The sequence below is a fragment of the Enterococcus salsurae genome (assembly GCF_054784955.1).
This window is the reverse complement of record NZ_BAAHWY010000001.1, coordinates 362,875-380,263: the sequence shown is the minus strand read 5'-3', so window position 1 is coordinate 380,263 and position 17,389 is coordinate 362,875. Positions and strand designations below refer to the sequence as shown.

Below are 17,389 nucleotides of genomic sequence, written 5' to 3'. Positions count from 1 at the left end.
CATTTTTTCTTTTAAGGGTTCTTTCATCCAAGGTTATCTGTTATAATAATTTTCACATCTAACAATAAAGGAGAGATTTTTTGTATGACTGTTTATAATTTTTCAGCTGGTCCCGCCGTATTGCCCCACACTGTATTGGAAAAAGCACAATCCGAACTTTTGGATTATCGTAACAGTGGGATGTCCGTGATGGAGCTGAGTCATCGATCCTCCTTATTTGAAGAAATCATTCAAGATGCTGAAAACTTGCTTCGTGAATTAATGGCTATTCCAGAAAACTACCAAGTATTGTTCTTACAAGGTGGTGCAAGTTTACAATTCAGCACAATTCCTTTGAACTTAGCTCGCCATAAAAAGGCGTTGTATGTCAATACTGGATCTTGGTCACAAAAAGCGATCGAAGCGGCACAACAGATTGCAGACGTGACTGTTGACGTGATTGCTTCAAGTGAAGACAAGCAATTTTCGTATATTCCTGACATCGATCCATCTTCTATCGATCAAGATGCTGCATATCTACACATCACGACCAATAACACGATCGAAGGCACTGCGTTTCAGACGATTCCAAATGCTGGGATTGTTCCGGTCGTTGCAGATATGTCTTCTAATATCCTGGCCAATGATTATCAGGTGGAAGATTTTGGTTTGATCTATGCAGGTGCCCAAAAGAATATAGGTCCAGCAGGATTGACGGTTGTGATCATCCGTGATGATCTGCTAAATGATGAGGCCATTTTTGCGCCAATGTTGGATTACCGTCTACAAGCCAAAAATGATTCATTATACAATACGCCGCCAACGTATACTATTTACATCGCCAAATTGGTGTTTGAATGGTTGCAGGAACTGGGTGGTGTCAAAGAAATCCTAGCACAAGACCGCCAAAAAGCAGCGTTGCTTTACCAAGCAATTGAGAAATCAACATTGTTTAGCAGTCCGGTTGCTGAAGATAGTCGCTCATTAACGAATATTCCTTTCGTTACTGGCGATAAGGAATTAGATCGCCTGTTCAATGAACAAGCTGTCGAAGCTGGTTTTGAGAATTTGAAAGGGCACCGTTCTGTTGGCGGTATGCGTGCCAGTCTATACAACGCCTTCCCTATCGAGGGTGTTCAAGCGCTAGTTGATTTTATGCAAGCATTCGAAGCGGAGGTCAAATAAATGTTTCAAATCAAAACATTCAACGCGATTGCACCCGAAGGTTTACAACGATTAGAAGAAGCAAATTACGCAATCAACCAGAGTGAGCAGCCACAAGGGATTCTCTTGCGCAGCCAAAAATTACATGACTACGATTTTCCAGAAAGTGTACTGGGGGTTGCTAGAGCGGGTGCCGGCACCAATAATATTCCTGTTGAGGCATGTACAGAAAAAGGGATTGTTGTCTTCAACACACCTGGAGCCAATGCCAATGCTGTCAAAGAATTGGTGATTGCCAGCTTACTGTTAAGCGTTCGTCCGATCATTCAAGGGGCACAATGGGTCCAAACGCTAAGTGGATACAATGTGGAAGAACAAGCAGAAGCCAACAAAAGCCAGTTTGCTGGAACAGAATTAGAAGGAAAAAAATTAGGCATCATTGGTTTAGGATCGATTGGTGCAATGGTAGCCAACGATGCGTACCGTTTAGGGATGGAAGTCGTTGGGTACGATCCTTATGTTTCTGTAGATACTGCATGGACGATTTCTCGACGTGTCAAACGTGCCAATGATATCGCAGAAGTATTTTCAACCTGTGATTTCATCACAGTGCATGTGCCTTTGATGGAAAACACACGTGGGTTGATTGGTGCAGCTGAAATCAGCAAGATGAAACCTACAACGAAGATTTTTAATTTTTCGCGGAAAGAAATCGTTGATACAGACGCCATCCTACAAGCATTGCAAGAAAATCGGTTGGCCGGTTATACGACAGATTTTGCGGATGAACAATTGCTGCACAACGAAAAAGTTCTGGTATTGCCGCATTTAGGCGCTTCGACCGAAGAAGCAGAAGTCAATTGTGCCAAAATGGCTGCTAGAACGTTAAAGAAGTTTTTGGAATTTGGGACCATCAAACGGTCAGTCAATTTTCCTACCGTTGAAATGGCCTTCCGTTCACCTTATCGAATCACGATCATCAACCGGAATGTGCCAAATATGCTCGGGCAAATTTCTTCGATCATCGCCGAAAGTGGGATCAATATCGACAATATGTTAAATCGTGGGCGGGATGACTATGCCTATACACTGGTTGACGTCGACTCTGAGGACAAAGACTTATTGCAGGCGTTGGCAGGGAAGTTACGAGACAATGAAAATATTATTCGGGTGCGGGTCATCCAAAACCAGGAGGCTGGTTATTAATGGTGAAAGTCTATCCTTTTAAAGCGATTCGGCCACAGGCAGCATTGGCGACACAAGTCGCAGAGTTGCCTTACGATGTGGTCAATTCTCAAGAAGCGGCCGCTTATGCTGCGGACAACCCGTACAGCTATTTTCATATCGATCGTTCAGAAATTGATTTGCCAGGTGTAGATCCCTATGCGCCAAAGGTTTACCAAAAAGCGGCAGACAATTTGACGGCCTTTAAGGATGCAGGCTGGCTTGTGCAAGATGAACAACCTGCGTATTATTTGTATCAATTGACGATGGATGGACGCAGTCAAACTGGATTGGTGGTTTGTACATCGATCGATGATTATATTTCTGGTCAAATCAAGAAACACGAATTTACCCGACCGGAAAAAGAAATTGACCGTATCAACCATGTCTTAGCGTGCGATGCCAATACCAGCCCGATTTTTTTGAGTTACCGTCAACCGGCTGCTTTGAAAGAACAAATCGATGCGTGGCAAGCAGCGCATCCACCAATCTATGACTTTGCTAGTTACCATGATGTTCAGCATCGCGTGTGGCTGGTGGATGATCCAGCATTGTTGGAGATCATTAGCGGCGCCTTTGCCCATGTGGATGCATTGTATATTGCTGATGGTCATCACCGTACAGAATCAGCGGTGAAAGTTGGACTGCAAAAACGTGAAGCTGGCCAAAGCAGCATAGAAAGTGAACGATTCCTGTCTATTTTGTTTCCTGAAAATGAATTAGCGATTTGGGAGTACAATCGTGTGTTGCGATATCCTGTACCAGAAAACTTTTTTGAGGATTTGTCTGTCAACTTCACGATCGAACAGACAACGGACAAAAAACCAGCGCAAGCAGGTACGATCCATCTTTATTTGGATCAGCAATGGTGGGCATTGACCATCAAGCCTACTGCTATTCCAACGGATGCCGTCGGGCGTTTAGATGTTTCTTTGCTGCAGACGTATATATTAGAAGCAATTTTCGGCATCAAAGATATTCGTACCGACAAAGGGATTGACTTTGTTGGCGGGATTCGCGGGCCAGAGGAGTTGGAGCGTTTGGTGGATAGCGGTGATTGGTCGTTAGCATTCTCGATGTATCCGACACAAATGAGTGACTTGCTGGCTGTAGCAGACGCCGGCGAAATCATGCCGCCTAAATCAACATGGTTTGAGCCCAAATTATTGAGCGGGTTGTTCTTGCATGACTTAGAAACCAAATAAAATTGAATCACTAAAAAAGATACCTTAGAGACAGATCGTGTCTAAGGTATCTTTCTTTTGTAGTCAATACAACAGGCGTTTTTATCTTGTGTTAGAACAATCCTGCCAGTGTATCGATGATTAGCCGTGCGTTCAAGATCGTCAAAGCAATCATACAAATCCATCCTAAGACAGACACCCATAAAGGATTTTTGAAGCGATCACCCATGATTTTTTTAGAGCTGGTGAACAAGACCAATGGGATCATCGAAACCGGAAGGGCTAAACTGAGAAACACTTGTGAATAAATCAATAGACTATCCAGCGATTGTTCATTACCGCCGAAATAAATCGTACATAGCAGTACGGGAATGACAGATAAGCTGCGGGTGATCAAGCGTCTGGCCCAAGTAGGGATCTTCATGTGAATAAAGCCCTCCATTACGACTTGGCCGGTCAGCGTACCGGTGATCGTCGAGTTTTGGCCAGAAGCCAAAAGGGCAACTGCAAACAAAACACTTAACACAGGACTTGCGACAGCCCCCGCGATCGTGGAGTTTTGCAGGGCATCAAAGAGTGCAGAGAAGGTACCAACTTCTTCGCTATGCCCGAAAAAGAGAGCACTCCCTAAAATCAACAGCAGACAATTGACCAAAAAAGCAGCGGACAATTGAATATTTGAATCCCAAGTGGCAAAACGAACCGCTGTAGCTACTTCGCCTTGATTTTGTCGGTCGATTTTTCTGGATTGCGATATCGACGAATGCAAGTATAGATTGTGGGGCATGACAGTGGCACCAACGATGCCTAAGGCCATCGTTAATTGCCCGTGGTTCAATACTTCTTTTTGGGGTATGAACCCTTGCAGTACGTCAGGCATATTTGGTTGTGCGATCGCTACTTCGTACAAAAAGACCAACATGATCACCAATATCAAGGTCATGACAATCGCTTCGATTTTTCTGAATCCTAATTTCATCAAGAATAAAAGCAATAACACATCGAAAATCGTTAAGATGACACCTATCAGCAAAGGGATGCCAAAAAGCAGGTTCAAGGCAATGGCACCACCGATGACCTCGGCGATATCAGTGGCCATGATCGCCAGTTCCGTGACGATCCACAAAACAAATCCCAGCCCTTTGCTGGTATGTTTGCGGGTCGCTTGGGCTAAATCCATCTGTGTGACGATCCCTAGTTTTGCAGCCATATATTGCAAGAGCATAGCAATCAGACTCGAAATCAGAATCACGGACAGCAGCAAATACCCATATTCGGCACCGCCGCCGATGGAAGTGATCCAATTACCTGGATCCATGTAGCCGACAGCGACTAATGCGCCTGGACCTGAAAAAGCCAGTAAATTGCGCCAAAAATTACCGTTTTTTGGAATGGTGACTGTATTGTTTATTTCTTCTAAGCTAGGCCCGTTGGCTGCTTGGATCAATTTTTTTTCTTCATTCATGCTTTCACACCCAATCTTTTTAGGTACACCTAAAATCAAATCAATTGTAGTCCTCATTTATGAAAATATCAAGTGAAAATCACTGAAAAACCATAATAATTTAAAATGGCAAAAAAAAACCACACAGCAGGCTGTGTGGTCGAGTAACGTTATTGTTTAATCGGCACGTAAAGCGATAGCGGCATCTTTTTTTGCTGCCATCCGTGCAGGGATGTGTCCGCCAATCATGGTCAAAACAGTGCTGACGACGATCAAAATCAATCCGTGAAGCGGATTTAATTGGGCCACATTTTCTAAATCTGTCATATTGTATAAAACAGCATTGATTGGGAAAGTTGCCAACCATGCGATGAAGACGCCTAATGCGCCGGAGGCGATACCTAAAATACACGTTTCAGCATCGAAGACACGAGTAATATCTTTTTTACGCGCACCCAATGCCTTTAGCACACCGATTTCTTTGGTTCGTTCTAAGACGGAAGTATAGGTGATGATCCCGATCATGATCATGCTAGTGACCAATGAAATACCAGCAAAGGCAATCAATACGTACGTGATGGCATCCATCAATCCACCTGTTAATTGGGTCATCGTCCCTGCTAAGTCAGAGTAGACGATTTGATCTTCACTGTCTTTTCCTTCGTTGTAAGCATCCAAGTAATCTAGGATTTTTTCTTTGGCGTTGAAGTCATTTGGATAGATCATAATGCTGTTTGGAATATCGCTGCCGCCAAGATAAGCAATCAATGAATCTTTGGTACTATCATCAACTGGTTCATTGGTCATCACGTTTGTATCGCTGTCTTCTTGTGCTTGTACGATAGCTGAATCTTGGTTTTCCTTGATGACTTCTTGGGCCAAAGTATCGCTATAAGCGATACCAGTTGAGAGCAAGTTCATCGTTGAGTTTTGCTTGATGCGTAAAATCCCGCTGATCGTTAGTTCTTTGTTGCTGTCATTTTCATATACGGCATCTAAATCTTGGTTAGGAATGAAGTTGCCGGTAGGTAATTCGGTATAGTAGGCATCATTTGTCGCTAAAGTGATTGTTGTGCCGACTACATCATCAAAGTTTACAGTGTCGCCATCTTCGATATCAAAGCCAAGATTGATCAAGGCGTTGACATTGGTGACATTGTTTTCATCTACGATCAATACAACGTCTGTACTAGCACTTGGATAACGACCATCTAAAAGATCATAATTGTCTTCTAAGAAATTGCCATTGCCTTCAGACAGTTGCTCAGGAAATGTAGATACACCAATTCCTGTTGAAGCACTCATCGCACTCATCATGGTGCTGGTTTGTTCATTGTCTGCAGAAGCATTTGAAAAGCTGACTTGTTCAACCGTATCATCGATTTTACGGAATAGGTTCAATGAAGTAGAACGGGTATAGCCGATGTTGTTGCTTAGTTCAGGGTCGATATCATTGATATAGTCAATAAAATCTTGGTCAATATTGTTGATATGTGTGGCACGATCAGCATCACTTAATTTTGCTGTGATTTCTTTATCTGCCGGAAACTCTTCTTTTTGGGTACGGGTAAGAGCTGTTGGATCTTGTTCTGTCGCGACTTGTGAAATCGTGATTGGGAAACGGGACAATGTTTCAGATTGTGTATCGTCGATTTGTTTTTGGAAGCCAGTCGATAAGGCGAGTACGATGGCAATCCCGATAATCCCTATACTTGAAGCAAAAGCAGTCAAGAATGTCCGGCCTTTTTTGGTGCGGATATTATTGAAAGACAGGCGCAATGCAGTCATAAAGCTCATTTTTGTATGCTTTAAGTGGAACTGGTCTTTCTTTTGTCCTTCAACATGAGGGTTGGAGTCGTGAACGATTCGCCCATCTTTGAATTCAATGATACGACCAGCATATTTATTGGCCAATTCAGGGTTATGCGTCACCATGATGACGAGTTTTTCTTTCGACAATTCTTGGATCAATTCCATGATTTGCACGCTGGTTTCGGAGTCCAAAGCGCCTGTTGGTTCATCACACAATAAAATGTCTGGGTCATTGGCTAATGCCCGGGCGATAGCCACACGCTGCATTTGTCCGCCAGAAAGTTGATTTGGCTTTTTGTGCATATGATCCGCAAGGCCCACACGTGTCAGCGCATCAGAAGCTTTGGCTCTTTTTTCTTCCTTTGATACGCCGCTCAATGTCATCCCAAGTTCCACATTGTCAATAATGCCCAAATGGCTGATCAAGTTATAACTTTGGAAGACAAAGCCGATGGAATTGTTTCGGTAAGCATCCCAGTCTCGGTCTTTAAAGGATTTTGTGGATTTTCCGTTGATGACCATATCGCCAGAATCATAATTGTCTAAGCCGCCGATCACATTCAACATGGTGGTTTTCCCGGAACCGCTGGGGCCTAAAATGGCCACGAATTCTTGTTTACGGAAAGAAACAGATACACCGTCTAAGGCTTTGGTGGTACTTGAACCTACCGTATAATACTTTTTAATGTCTTTTAATTCTAACATGCTGTCACTCTTTTCTTGCTGTTTTCACAACTTTTTTCATCCTGTATCCACGCTATCACAATGGTTAACAAAAATCAACGATTATCATTGTTTAATTGAAAGATTTATACTAAACTAAAAGATAGAAGAGAGGGAGCAAGATGGAGAAACAAATCGGGGAATTCAATATTGCTGTGTTTGCAGAGATTTTTTCATTGATGGGAAACATATTATTTGAAGAAATCGGGTTAGAGGATTTAAAATTGACAAAAATGGAAATGCTGGAGCTGGTGATCATTTCCAGTAATGAAGGGTTGACCATGTCTGAACTGGCGAACCAAATTGGTACATCGAAAGTTCAAATCAGCCGTTCTGTATCTGGTTTGGAAAAAGATGGTTTTGTGCATCGTGAAACCAACGGGCTGAATCGACGGAATGTCAACGTCTATCTTGATGAAGCGGGCAGACAATTGTTTGTCCAAAAGAAGCAGCAAGTCGAAGAACGTTTGAATAGTAAAGCGGCTGAAATGTCTCAGGCGGATTACAACCAGTTAACGGATGCCTTAAGTGATGCCGTTCGATTGTTGCGCAAGTATGATATTTTGAAGCGTCCATAAATAAGCGGCTTGAGATTGATTTGCCAAAGCAATCGATTGCTTAGATGTTTTTATTCGATGATATGTACATCGATTATATAGTTAAAAAACAAGAGATAAACGAAAGCAACCGATTGCATTTATCTCTTGTTTTTGTGCAGATATTGTGGGAGAATGGAAGCAACAAAACAATCAAAAGGAGATCTGTATGAATACAACTGCTATTTACCATCGTCCCGAAAGCGAATTTGCTTATTTATATGAAAAAAACCAGATGCATATCCGTCTACGCACTGCCCGCCAAGATATCCGCCATGTCCAATTGTTGTGCGGTGATCCGTATACGCTTTATAAAGAAGCGTGGTATCAAAAGAGAATCCCAATGGAAAAAATATTGTCAACAGACTTGCATGATTATTGGCAAGTATCTGTCGGCGCGGAGTTCCGTCGCTTGGCTTATGGCTTTTCCATTGAGAGTTTTGATGGGTTACATGTTTTTTATGGGGACCATGGGGTCTATCCCTTTGAAGAACAATATTTAGAAATGAACAACAACTACTTCCGGATGCCTTATTTTCAAGAAGCTGACCGTTTCAAAGTACCTGAATGGGCCAAAGAAACTGTGTGGTATCAAATTTTTCCAGAGCGTTTTGCAAATGGTGATCCATCTAATGACCCTGAAGGAGTTTTGCCTTGGGGATCGAAAAATCCTGATCGACAAGATTTCTTTGGCGGTGATTTGCAAGGGGTCATCGATCATTTGGATTATTTGGTCGATCTTGGGATCAACGGCATTTATTTCTGTCCTATTTTTGAAGCTTATTCCAACCACAAATATGATACGATTGATTATTTGGCGATCGATCCTGCCTTTGGAGACAACGATACCTTTAAACGATTGGTAGAGGAGTGCCACAAACGTGGTATCAAAGTGATGCTGGATGCCGTGTTCAATCACATGGGGGATACCTCTAACCAGTGGTTAGATGTCATCAAGAATGGGCAAGACTCACCCTTTGCCGACTGGTTCCATATCAATGAATTTCCTGTTGATTACAAAGAAGGGGAGAACTTTGAAGATGCCTACGATATTACGTATGACGTATTTGCTTTTACCCCGCATATGCCAAAATTAAACACAGAGAACTCAGACGTTCAGGCGTATTTGTTGAATATTGCCCGTTATTGGATCGAAGAATTCGATATTGACGCATGGCGATTAGATGTCGCAAATGAAGTCAGCCATTCCTTCTGGAAAAAATTCCGACAAGTCTGTGACAATGCAAAAGATGATTTTTATATTCTCGGTGAGATATGGCACTCATCACAACGTTGGCTGCAAGGCGATGAATTCCATGCTGTCATGAATTATGCCTATACTGATGCGATCATTGAGTTCTTTGTCAAAGACGAAATCTCCATGACCAAAATGGTATCGGAATTGAACAATCAGCTGATGCTCTACCGGGAACAAACCAATCAAGTCCAATTTAATATCCTAGACTCTCATGATACCCCGCGTATTTTGACGCTGGCACAAGGGGATAAAGATTTGATGCGGCAAGTCATGGCCTTTATGTATCTGCAACAAGGGGTTCCTTGTTTGTATTATGGCGATGAAATCGGCTTGACAGGAGATATGGACCCCGACTGTCGAAAATGTATGATATGGGAAGAAGAAAAGCAAGACCGCGATCTGCTGCAATTTACAAAGAATCTGATCCGTCTGCGCAAAGAAAATCAAAAAGTCCTGTCTGAAGGGGCGATGCATTGGAATTGGGTTTCAGAAGACGATGGCTTGATTATTTTCGAAAGAGAATTAGAGGCACAGCGCATGATTGGTATCTTTAATACCGGTGATGAGCAAATCACTTTATCTAAACCAGAAAATGTTCTGTTGCAGCAATTTATGCAAGAGGAAGAAGAAATCATCGTGATTGATAAAAAAGGGTTTGTGATCGCTAAAGTCGATCAAGAAGATACTATCGAAAAAGAATAGAGTAAAAATGAGGCAAGATTCCCGTGGAATCTTGCCTCATTTAAGTTATTGGGTTTTTTTAATTTCCCCATGCACGTTGGAAAGAATCTTCCCCAAAATTCCTTCTGCGGCTATTATAGCCTATAACATATGAATGTGACAAATGATATCTATTCAGAATGAGCGGGTTTTTTGAAAAAAAAGTGCGAATTGCTGAAAATTCTGATGATTCACAACATTTTTCATTGCTTCTTTCATAAAGGTCTTTTCTTTTTTGAGGGATATGATAAACTAGGGAAAATAGTTGAATATTCGAGGAGTGATTTGATGAGTACAGGGTATCACGTAGCGGTTGTTGGCGCGACGGGCGCAGTTGGCACAAAAATGATTGAGATGTTGGAGCGAACCACGCTGCCCATTCAAACGATCAGATTATTGGCGTCTAAACGCTCTGCTGGCAAGACCCTTGTGTTCAATAATCAACCTATTGTCATTGAAGAATTGACCCCAGACTCTTTTGAAGGGATTGACATTGCGTTGTTCAGCGCTGGCGGGGGGATCTCCAAAGTCTATGCACCGGAAGCTGTCAAGCGCGGGGCTGTTGTTATTGACAATACCAGTCATTTTCGTATGGATCCTGAAGTGCCTTTAGTGGTGCCGGAAGTCAATGCCCACGCACTGGCGCGGCACAAAGGCATCATTGCCAATCCCAACTGCTCAACGATTCAAATGATGGTCGCTTTAGAACCGATTCGGCAAAAAGTTGGGTTGAAACGGTTGATCGTTTCAACATATCAAGCTGTCTCTGGTGCGGGTGCCAAGGCCTTGGCTGAGTTGGCGCAAGAATCAACAGATTTATTGGCGGGCAAGCAGCCAGAAGAATTGAATCCAGAGATTTTACCAGCTGGAAGCGACAAAAAACATTATCCGATCGCTTTCAATGCGTTGCCGCAGATCGATGTTTTTGCAGATGACGATTATACGTATGAAGAGTGGAAAATGATCAATGAAACCAAAAAGATCATGGAGGATGAGACGATCCAAGTGGCAGCAACTTGTGTGCGCATCCCGGTATTTAGCGGCCATTCTGAATCGGTGTACATTGAAACAGCTGACCATGCCGATGTCGCTGCGGTCAAGCAGTGGATCAGTGAAGCACCCGGCGCGGTCTTGCAAGATGATCCGAGTCAGCAAATCTATCCTCAAGCCTTAAACAGTGTGGGGAAAACAGAGACCTTCGTTGGGCGGATCCGCAAAGATTTAGATGTAGCCAATGGTTTGCATTTATGGGTGGTTTCTGACAACTTGCTCAAAGGTGCTGCCTGGAACTCTGTACAAATCGCCGAAACCTTGCACCAACAAGGTTTGGTCCATGTGTAAACCATAAGAATTTCGGAAAAAGTGTGGTGAATGCCACGCTTTTCTTTTTTTTGTTGTATAATAGAAAAGACGGCTTATGCTTGGGATATAAAAGATAAAGAAAATTATAAGAGGTGAATAGAAGTGGAAACAATAAAAATCATTCCTCTTGGCGGCGTACGTGAGAACGGAAAGAATATGTACATTGCTGAAGTAGGAGAGGATATATTTGTGCTGGATTGCGGTGTCCGCTATCCAGAAAATGAATTATTAGGAATCGATACAGTCATTCCTGATTTTACCTATTTAGAAGAAAATGCTGACCGTGTTGCTGGTGTCTTTTTGACCCATGGACATGCGGATGCAATTGGGGCCTTGCCTTACTTCTTGGAGAATATTCAAGTACCCGTATTCGGGACGGAATTAACGATTGAATTGGCTAAGTTAACAGTGAATAAAAATGAAGCTACCAAGCGTTTTAAAGATTTCCATATTATTGATGAACATTCAGAAATCGATTTCGGTGACGCAACGATCAGTTTCTTTAGAACGACCCATTCAATCCCGGATTCAGTCGGGATCAGTGTCAAGACAAAAGCTGGCAATATCGTTTATACAGGGGACTTCAAGTTTGACCAAACAGCGATTCCCATGTATCAAACAGACTTTGGTCGTTTAGCAGAAATTGGCAAAGAAGGCGTCTTAGCCTTATTGAGTACTTCTTCTAATGCAGAAAATCCTGCACCAGTTGCTTCTGAGTTGACCATCCAAGACGAAGTTTATGACAATATTCGTTACTGGGAAGGCCGGATTATTGTGGCTAGTGTGGCCAGCAATCTGCAACGGGTCCAACAAGTATTAGATGCAGCCTTTCGTTCAGGCCGTAAAGTTGTTTTGACTGGACAAGATTTCGGTCGAATCATCAAAACGGCGATGAAATTAGGCAAGTTGAAATTACCAGCTGAAGATTTATTGATCACACAAAAAGAAATGAAGAAATATGCACCGGAACAACTATTGATTTTGGAAACAGGACGTATGGGTGAACCAATCAGAGCCTTGCAAAAAATGGCCAATGGCACACATCGTTCGCTAAAAGTGCAAGAAGGGGATTTGGTGTATATTACGACGACCCCAACAACTGCGATGGAAACGATCGTTGCTAAGACAGAGGATATGATTTATCGGGCAGGCGGAACGGTCAAACAGATTTCGGACAATTTCCGCGTGTCTGGTCATGCCAATCCCAATGATCTGCAACTAATGTTGAACATGATGAAACCGAAGTATCTGATTCCGATCCAAGGCGAATATCGCCAACTGGCAGCGCATGCTGATTTGGCGCATGAAGTCGGTATTCCAATGAAAAACATTTTCATCACTGCACGTGGGGATGTGCTGGAGTACAAAAAAGACCACATGCATGCTGCTGGCAATGTACCTGCTGAAAACGTCATGATCGACGGTATCGGTGTGGGGGATATTGGCAATATCGTATTGCGTGATCGTAAAGTACTATCAGAAGATGGTATTTTTGTGGCTGTCGTGACGATCAATCGTCGCGAAAAGAAAATCGTTTCTGCACCGCAAATCACTTCTCGCGGCTTTGTGTATGTCAAAGCGAGTCGTGACTTGATCCGCGAAAGCGGTGAGATCGTAGCTGAAATCGTTGAAAAACATTTGCACGATGAAGAGTTTGAGTGGAGCAAGTTGAAACAAGATATCCGCGATCGTTTGAGCCGTTTCTTGTTTGAACAAACCAAGCGTCGTCCGGTGATCCTGCCTGTGATCATGGAATCAAGTCAAAGAAATCGTCACCGTAAATAAACCGTCATTTGCTGTAACTAAAGCCAATGAGTGCCCAAAAGCGATTCCGCTGACTGGGGCCTCGTTGCGCTTCAGTTACAGTTTTTTTTAGTCTCTGTTCTGTGCTGAATCAATGATAAAAACTGTGTCATTTCCTTTTTTTAAGAATACCTTGGTTTTATGGTATAGAGACCAGCGGATGGCTATAAAGGGGATTGATCAGGTGTTGTCGATTTTCCTCTTTGGGTATCCTGTATTTATCTGTTATAATAAAAAATATTAGACTGTATCAATGGATAGGAAAGGAGTTTTTTTACATGAAATTGACATACCATGGACACTCCGTCGTGACAATTGATTTTGACAATGGACAAAAAGTGTTGTTTGATCCTTTTATCAACGGTCATCCTGCAACGGATTTGAAGGCAGAAACAGTAACAACAGACTGGATCTTGATCACCCATGGTCATAGTGACCATATCGGGGACATGGTCGATATTGCGATGCGCAATGAAGCGCCGGTCATCAGTGTTGTAGAAGTCTGTCAATATGCTGCGCGTAAAGGCGTTTCAGAAACACATGGCATGAATATTGGCGGGTCCTATGACTTTCCCTTTGGCCAAGTGACTTTCGTCGACGCAAAACATAGTTCGGGGATTGAAGAAGACGGCACAACGATCTATATGGGAAATCCTGCAGGGATCATGATCCAAGCGGAAGGCAAAACGATTTATTATGCGGGTGACACAGCGCTGTTTGGCGATATGGCTTTACTTGGTGAACAATTCGATATTGATGTGGCTTTCTTGCCGATTGGGGATAATTTTACGATGGGGCCGCAAGATGCTGCAACGGCTGCAGGATTATTGCAAGCAAAAAAAGCAATACCGGTCCATTACAATACATTTCCGCTGATCAAACAAGACCCGCAAGCATTTATTCAGCTGCTGCCAAAGGGTGTAGGACAGATAATGACGATCGGTGAATCGATCACCTTATAAAAATGAAGATGGTTCGTAGAGGGGATAGTTATGGCAACAAAACATGATTTGATTTTAATGCATATCGAGAATTTACCGGTTGGCGACCGCATTTCTGTGCGGGGCATCGCAAAAGATTTAAATGTTAGTGAAGGAACAGCGTATCGGGCGATCAAAGATGCTGAAAATATTGGTTTGGTATCAACGATCCAGCGAGTGGGAACAATCCGCATCGAACGAAAATTAAAAAAACATATTGAAAAACTGACCTTTGGTGAAGTGGTTCAAATCATTGAAGGCAATGTGCTTGGCGGTGCCAGCGGGTTGGATAAAGATTTGAACAAATTTGTGATTGGTGCCATGAAAGAGTCTGCGATGGAACGCTATATCACACCAGGTTCATTGGTGATCGTCGGGAACCGAAATGAAGTCCACAAATTAGCGTTAGAAGATGGTGCAGCGGTTTTGATCACTGGGGGATTTGAAACAACACCAGAAATTTGTCGCTTGGCAGATGAGCTAGCGTTGCCGATCTTACAAACGACCTACGATACATTTACAGTAGCGACGATGATCAACAGAGCCTTGAGTGACCAACTGATCAAGAAAGACATCATGTTGGTGAGTGATATTTATATGCCTTTAGAAAAAACAAAATATCTCCATACATTTGATACTGTCAAAGACTATAAAGTCCTTTCAGAATCAACCAACCATTCTCGCTATCCTGTGGTCAATAAAAATATGCGGGTCGTGGGGATTATAACTGCAAAAGATGTGTTGGAGAAACCAGATACACAAATCATTGAACGGATCATGACCCGTGATCCGCGCATCGTCAAGAAAGAAATGAGTGTCGCTTCTGCTAGTCATCAAATGATTTGGGATGGCTTGGAAGTCATGCCTGTAGTGGCAGATGATTTATCATTGATAGGGATCGTGACGCGTCAAGATATTATGAAAGCCATGCAAATGGTCCAAAGACAAACGCAAATCTCTGATACGATCTCTGATCAGATCTCAGGACAGATGCAAGTGATCGATCAAGATTTTGAAGGCAATAAACTGCCGCAACCGCATTTCAGCTTTGCAGTCACACCGCAAATGGTCAATGAAGTCGGGACGATTTCTTTTGGTGTATTGAGCGAAGTGATCGCCAATACAGCCAAACGAACGATGCAACTCAATCAAAGACGAAATAGTTGGATCGAACAAGTCAATCTGCATTATTTCCGCTTGATTCAATTAGAAAGTGAAATTATTATTCAACCAAGAATTTTAGAATTGGGTCGACGCTCAGCAAAAATCGATATTGAGGTAACGATCGAGAATTCTTTGGTCGCTAAAGCAATCGTCGTTTGCCAAGTCATGGAACGGCCATAATCAAAGCAATCGCAGGAGATATCAAACGGCAAATCGAAGAGAGAAAGTTGTGACAGACATGAATGTACAAGAAGAAATTTTACAGACGATCCAGCGGTATCAAACGATTATTATCCATCGCCATCAACGCCCTGATCCAGATGCCTTAGGGTCTCAAGTTGGCTTGGCAGAGATATTACGCAACAGTTTTCCGGATAAAACCATTTATCAAGTCGGTGGTCCGGTAGAAGGTCTAGATTATCTGGCACAAATGCACACTGTGACGGACGATGATTATCAAGGTGCCCTTGTGATCGTTACGGATACAGCCAACGCACCACGGGTCAGTGATCAACGCTATGACAAAGGCGCCAAATTGATCAAAATCGATCATCATCCAAATGATGAACCTTATGGAGATATTGTCTGGGTCAATACGCAGGCCAGCAGCTGCAGTGAAATGATTGCTGCTTTTTGGTCAGATCATCAAGAAATACTTAAAATGAATAAAGAAGCTGCCCGTTTACTTTACGCAGGCATCGTTGGTGATACAGGCCGCTTTTTATATCCTGCCACCACAGCAACCACCTTACGGCTCGCTGCTGATTTATTGGACTTTGGCTTTGATGCACCAAAAATCAATCGTCAAATCGATCAAATATCTTCATCAGTCGCACGGCTTTCCGGGTATGTCTATGAACATCTGGAAGTGGATGAGATAGGTGCTGGAAAAGTGATCCTTTCACAAGAATTACAGCAATCTTTCGGTGTGGTCGATTCAGAAACATCAGCGATCGTTTCTTTGCCAGGGAAAATCGAAGATGTTTTGGCTTGGGCGATTTTTGTCGAACAGCCTGAAGGCTATTATCGCGTGCGGATGCGTTCGAAGGGACCTGTCATCAATGAGATTGCCAAGCGCCATCATGGCGGGGGGCATCCATTAGCTAGTGGCGCCAATGCAGCTGATTTAGAAGAAGTCGCAGTGATTTATCAAGAAATCCAAGAAGCGATCCGACAAGCATAAAAAAAGAAGCAGCCGACAAGCTGCTTCTTTTTTTATGCTTTTCAACACCTAGTAGGCGACAGGAGCATGGGGAGATCATCCTCGCAAGTCGTCTAAGAATTCGGTTTTGATTTTGGTTTTGTCATCTTTCATTTTGATGACCTTTGCAGGGGATCCGGCAACAACTGCACCAGCGGGCACGTCTTCAGTCACCACAGAACCGGCGGCTACGACGGCACCTTCACCTACACGCACACCTTCCAAAACGACTGCGTTGGCGCCAATCAATACATGATCTTCTACGACCACTGGACTTGCTGAAGGTGGTTCAAGGACACCAGCCAAGACGGCACCAGCACCAATATGGGCTTTCTTGCCCACAGTTGCCCGAGCGCCTAAAATAGCCCCCATATCGATCATCGTTTCTTCACCAACGACGGCCCCAATATTGATGACTGCGCCCATCATAATGACAGCATTTTTCTCGATGATGGCTTGATCACGGATAAAGGCGCCTGGCTCGATCCGCGCATCCACAGCGGTTAGGTCTAAAAGCGGAATGGCTGAATTCCGGCGATCATTTTCCAAATAATGATCGGTGATCTTGTCTTGATGTTCCGTGAGAAATGCAGCGACTTTTTGACTATCGCCAACAACAAAGAAAAACTTCCCGCTGCCGAATAATTGAATGTCGTCAACCTCAACGTCTGACAGGTCGCCATTGATATATACTTTGACTGGGGTCTGTTTGTTGGCGTCTTTGATATATTTTGCTAATTGATACGGATCTGAAAATTGTAATTCTGACATAAGA

13 protein-coding genes are annotated in these 17,389 nt (G+C 43.0%); 10 read left to right on the top strand and 3 right to left on the bottom strand.

The window, feature by feature from the left end:
• Positions 1-84: 84 nt before the first annotated feature.
• Genes serC through ACYVRS_RS01895 form a run of 3 tightly spaced genes read left to right on the top strand, consistent with a single transcriptional unit; the run spans position 85 to position 3,572 of the window.
• Positions 85-1,164 (top strand): 3-phosphoserine/phosphohydroxythreonine transaminase, encoded by a 1,080-nt coding sequence (gene serC / locus ACYVRS_RS01905; RefSeq protein ID WP_461202348.1) that lies wholly within the window; start codon positions 85-87, stop codon positions 1,162-1,164.
• Positions 1,165-2,349, top strand: coding sequence for a phosphoglycerate dehydrogenase (locus ACYVRS_RS01900; protein WP_461202346.1), 1,185 nt, complete (start codon positions 1,165-1,167; stop codon positions 2,347-2,349). It begins immediately after the preceding gene.
• Positions 2,349-3,572, top strand: coding sequence for a DUF1015 domain-containing protein (locus ACYVRS_RS01895; protein ID WP_461202344.1), 1,224 nt, complete (start codon positions 2,349-2,351; stop codon positions 3,570-3,572). The genes ACYVRS_RS01900 and ACYVRS_RS01895 overlap by 1 nt, the downstream gene beginning before the upstream one ends.
• A gap of 91 nt (positions 3,573-3,663) precedes the next feature.
• Here ACYVRS_RS01895 and ACYVRS_RS01890 read toward each other — a convergent pair whose 3' ends face one another.
• Both ACYVRS_RS01890 and ACYVRS_RS01885 read right to left on the bottom strand, forming a co-directional pair.
• Positions 3,664-5,016, bottom strand: coding sequence for an Nramp family divalent metal transporter (locus ACYVRS_RS01890; RefSeq protein WP_313540669.1), 1,353 nt, complete (start codon positions 5,014-5,016; stop codon positions 3,664-3,666).
• Positions 5,017-5,172: 156 nt separating this feature from the next.
• The gene (locus ACYVRS_RS01885; RefSeq protein ID WP_313540671.1) at positions 5,173-7,512 is read right to left on the bottom strand and encodes an ABC transporter ATP-binding protein/permease; all 2,340 of its coding nucleotides are present in this window, start codon (positions 7,510-7,512) and stop codon (positions 5,173-5,175) included.
• Between the two features lie 140 nt (positions 7,513-7,652).
• On the opposite strand from ACYVRS_RS01885, the gene ACYVRS_RS01880 reads away from it, so the two are divergent.
• The 7 genes from ACYVRS_RS01880 (at position 7,653) to ACYVRS_RS01850 (ending at position 16,596) form a co-directional block, all read left to right on the top strand.
• Entirely contained in the window at positions 7,653-8,108 is a 456-nt protein-coding gene (locus tag ACYVRS_RS01880; RefSeq protein WP_312498786.1) for a MarR family winged helix-turn-helix transcriptional regulator, read from the top strand.
• A 187-nt stretch (positions 8,109-8,295) separates the two neighbouring features.
• Positions 8,296-10,086, top strand: coding sequence for a glycoside hydrolase family 13 protein (locus ACYVRS_RS01875; protein ID WP_461198061.1), 1,791 nt, complete (start codon positions 8,296-8,298; stop codon positions 10,084-10,086).
• 306 nt (positions 10,087-10,392) lie between these two features.
• Complete coding sequence (locus ACYVRS_RS01870; RefSeq protein WP_461202341.1) at positions 10,393-11,445, top strand: aspartate-semialdehyde dehydrogenase; 1,053 nt, start codon at positions 10,393-10,395, stop codon at positions 11,443-11,445.
• Positions 11,446-11,568: 123 nt separating this feature from the next.
• Positions 11,569-13,251: a ribonuclease J gene (locus ACYVRS_RS01865; protein ID WP_312498792.1), complete on the top strand. Its 1,683-nt coding sequence runs from the start codon at positions 11,569-11,571 to the stop codon at positions 13,249-13,251.
• 296 nt (positions 13,252-13,547) lie between these two features.
• Positions 13,548-14,231, top strand: coding sequence for a metal-dependent hydrolase (locus ACYVRS_RS01860; protein WP_461202339.1), 684 nt, complete (start codon positions 13,548-13,550; stop codon positions 14,229-14,231).
• Positions 14,232-14,261: 30 nt separating this feature from the next.
• Positions 14,262-15,593, top strand: coding sequence for a DRTGG domain-containing protein (locus tag ACYVRS_RS01855; RefSeq protein ID WP_054115056.1), 1,332 nt, complete (start codon positions 14,262-14,264; stop codon positions 15,591-15,593).
• Positions 15,594-15,651: 58 nt separating this feature from the next.
• On the top strand, positions 15,652-16,596 hold the full coding sequence (locus ACYVRS_RS01850; RefSeq protein WP_461202645.1) for a DHH family phosphoesterase: 945 nt from the start codon (positions 15,652-15,654) through the stop codon (positions 16,594-16,596).
• A 75-nt stretch (positions 16,597-16,671) separates the two neighbouring features.
• Here the strand turns inward: ACYVRS_RS01850 and dapD are convergent, their stop codons facing one another.
• Positions 16,672-17,385 (bottom strand): 2,3,4,5-tetrahydropyridine-2,6-dicarboxylate N-acetyltransferase, encoded by a 714-nt coding sequence (gene dapD / locus ACYVRS_RS01845; protein WP_313538628.1) that lies wholly within the window; start codon positions 17,383-17,385, stop codon positions 16,672-16,674.
• Between the last annotated feature and the right edge of the window lie 4 nt (positions 17,386-17,389).

Excerpts from the sequence above, each read along its gene's own strand:
- serC (WP_461202348.1), top strand. The coding sequence starts at position 85 with ATGACTGTTTATAATTTTTCAGCTGGTCCCGCCGTATTGCCCCACACT.
- ACYVRS_RS01900 (WP_461202346.1), top strand. The coding sequence starts at position 1,165 with ATGTTTCAAATCAAAACATTCAACGCGATTGCACCCGAAGGTTTACAA.
- ACYVRS_RS01895 (WP_461202344.1), top strand. The coding sequence starts at position 2,349 with ATGGTGAAAGTCTATCCTTTTAAAGCGATTCGGCCACAGGCAGCATTG.
- ACYVRS_RS01890 (WP_313540669.1), bottom strand. The coding sequence starts at position 5,016 with ATGAATGAAGAAAAAAAATTGATCCAAGCAGCCAACGGGCCTAGCTTA.
- ACYVRS_RS01885 (WP_313540671.1), bottom strand. The coding sequence starts at position 7,512 with ATGTTAGAATTAAAAGACATTAAAAAGTATTATACGGTAGGTTCAAGT.
- ACYVRS_RS01880 (WP_312498786.1), top strand. The coding sequence starts at position 7,653 with ATGGAGAAACAAATCGGGGAATTCAATATTGCTGTGTTTGCAGAGATT.
- ACYVRS_RS01875 (WP_461198061.1), top strand. The coding sequence starts at position 8,296 with ATGAATACAACTGCTATTTACCATCGTCCCGAAAGCGAATTTGCTTAT.
- ACYVRS_RS01870 (WP_461202341.1), top strand. The coding sequence starts at position 10,393 with ATGAGTACAGGGTATCACGTAGCGGTTGTTGGCGCGACGGGCGCAGTT.
- ACYVRS_RS01860 (WP_461202339.1), top strand. The coding sequence starts at position 13,548 with ATGAAATTGACATACCATGGACACTCCGTCGTGACAATTGATTTTGAC.
- ACYVRS_RS01855 (WP_054115056.1), top strand. The coding sequence starts at position 14,262 with ATGGCAACAAAACATGATTTGATTTTAATGCATATCGAGAATTTACCG.
- ACYVRS_RS01850 (WP_461202645.1), top strand. The coding sequence starts at position 15,652 with ATGAATGTACAAGAAGAAATTTTACAGACGATCCAGCGGTATCAAACG.
- dapD (WP_313538628.1), bottom strand. The coding sequence starts at position 17,385 with ATGTCAGAATTACAATTTTCAGATCCGTATCAATTAGCAAAATATATC.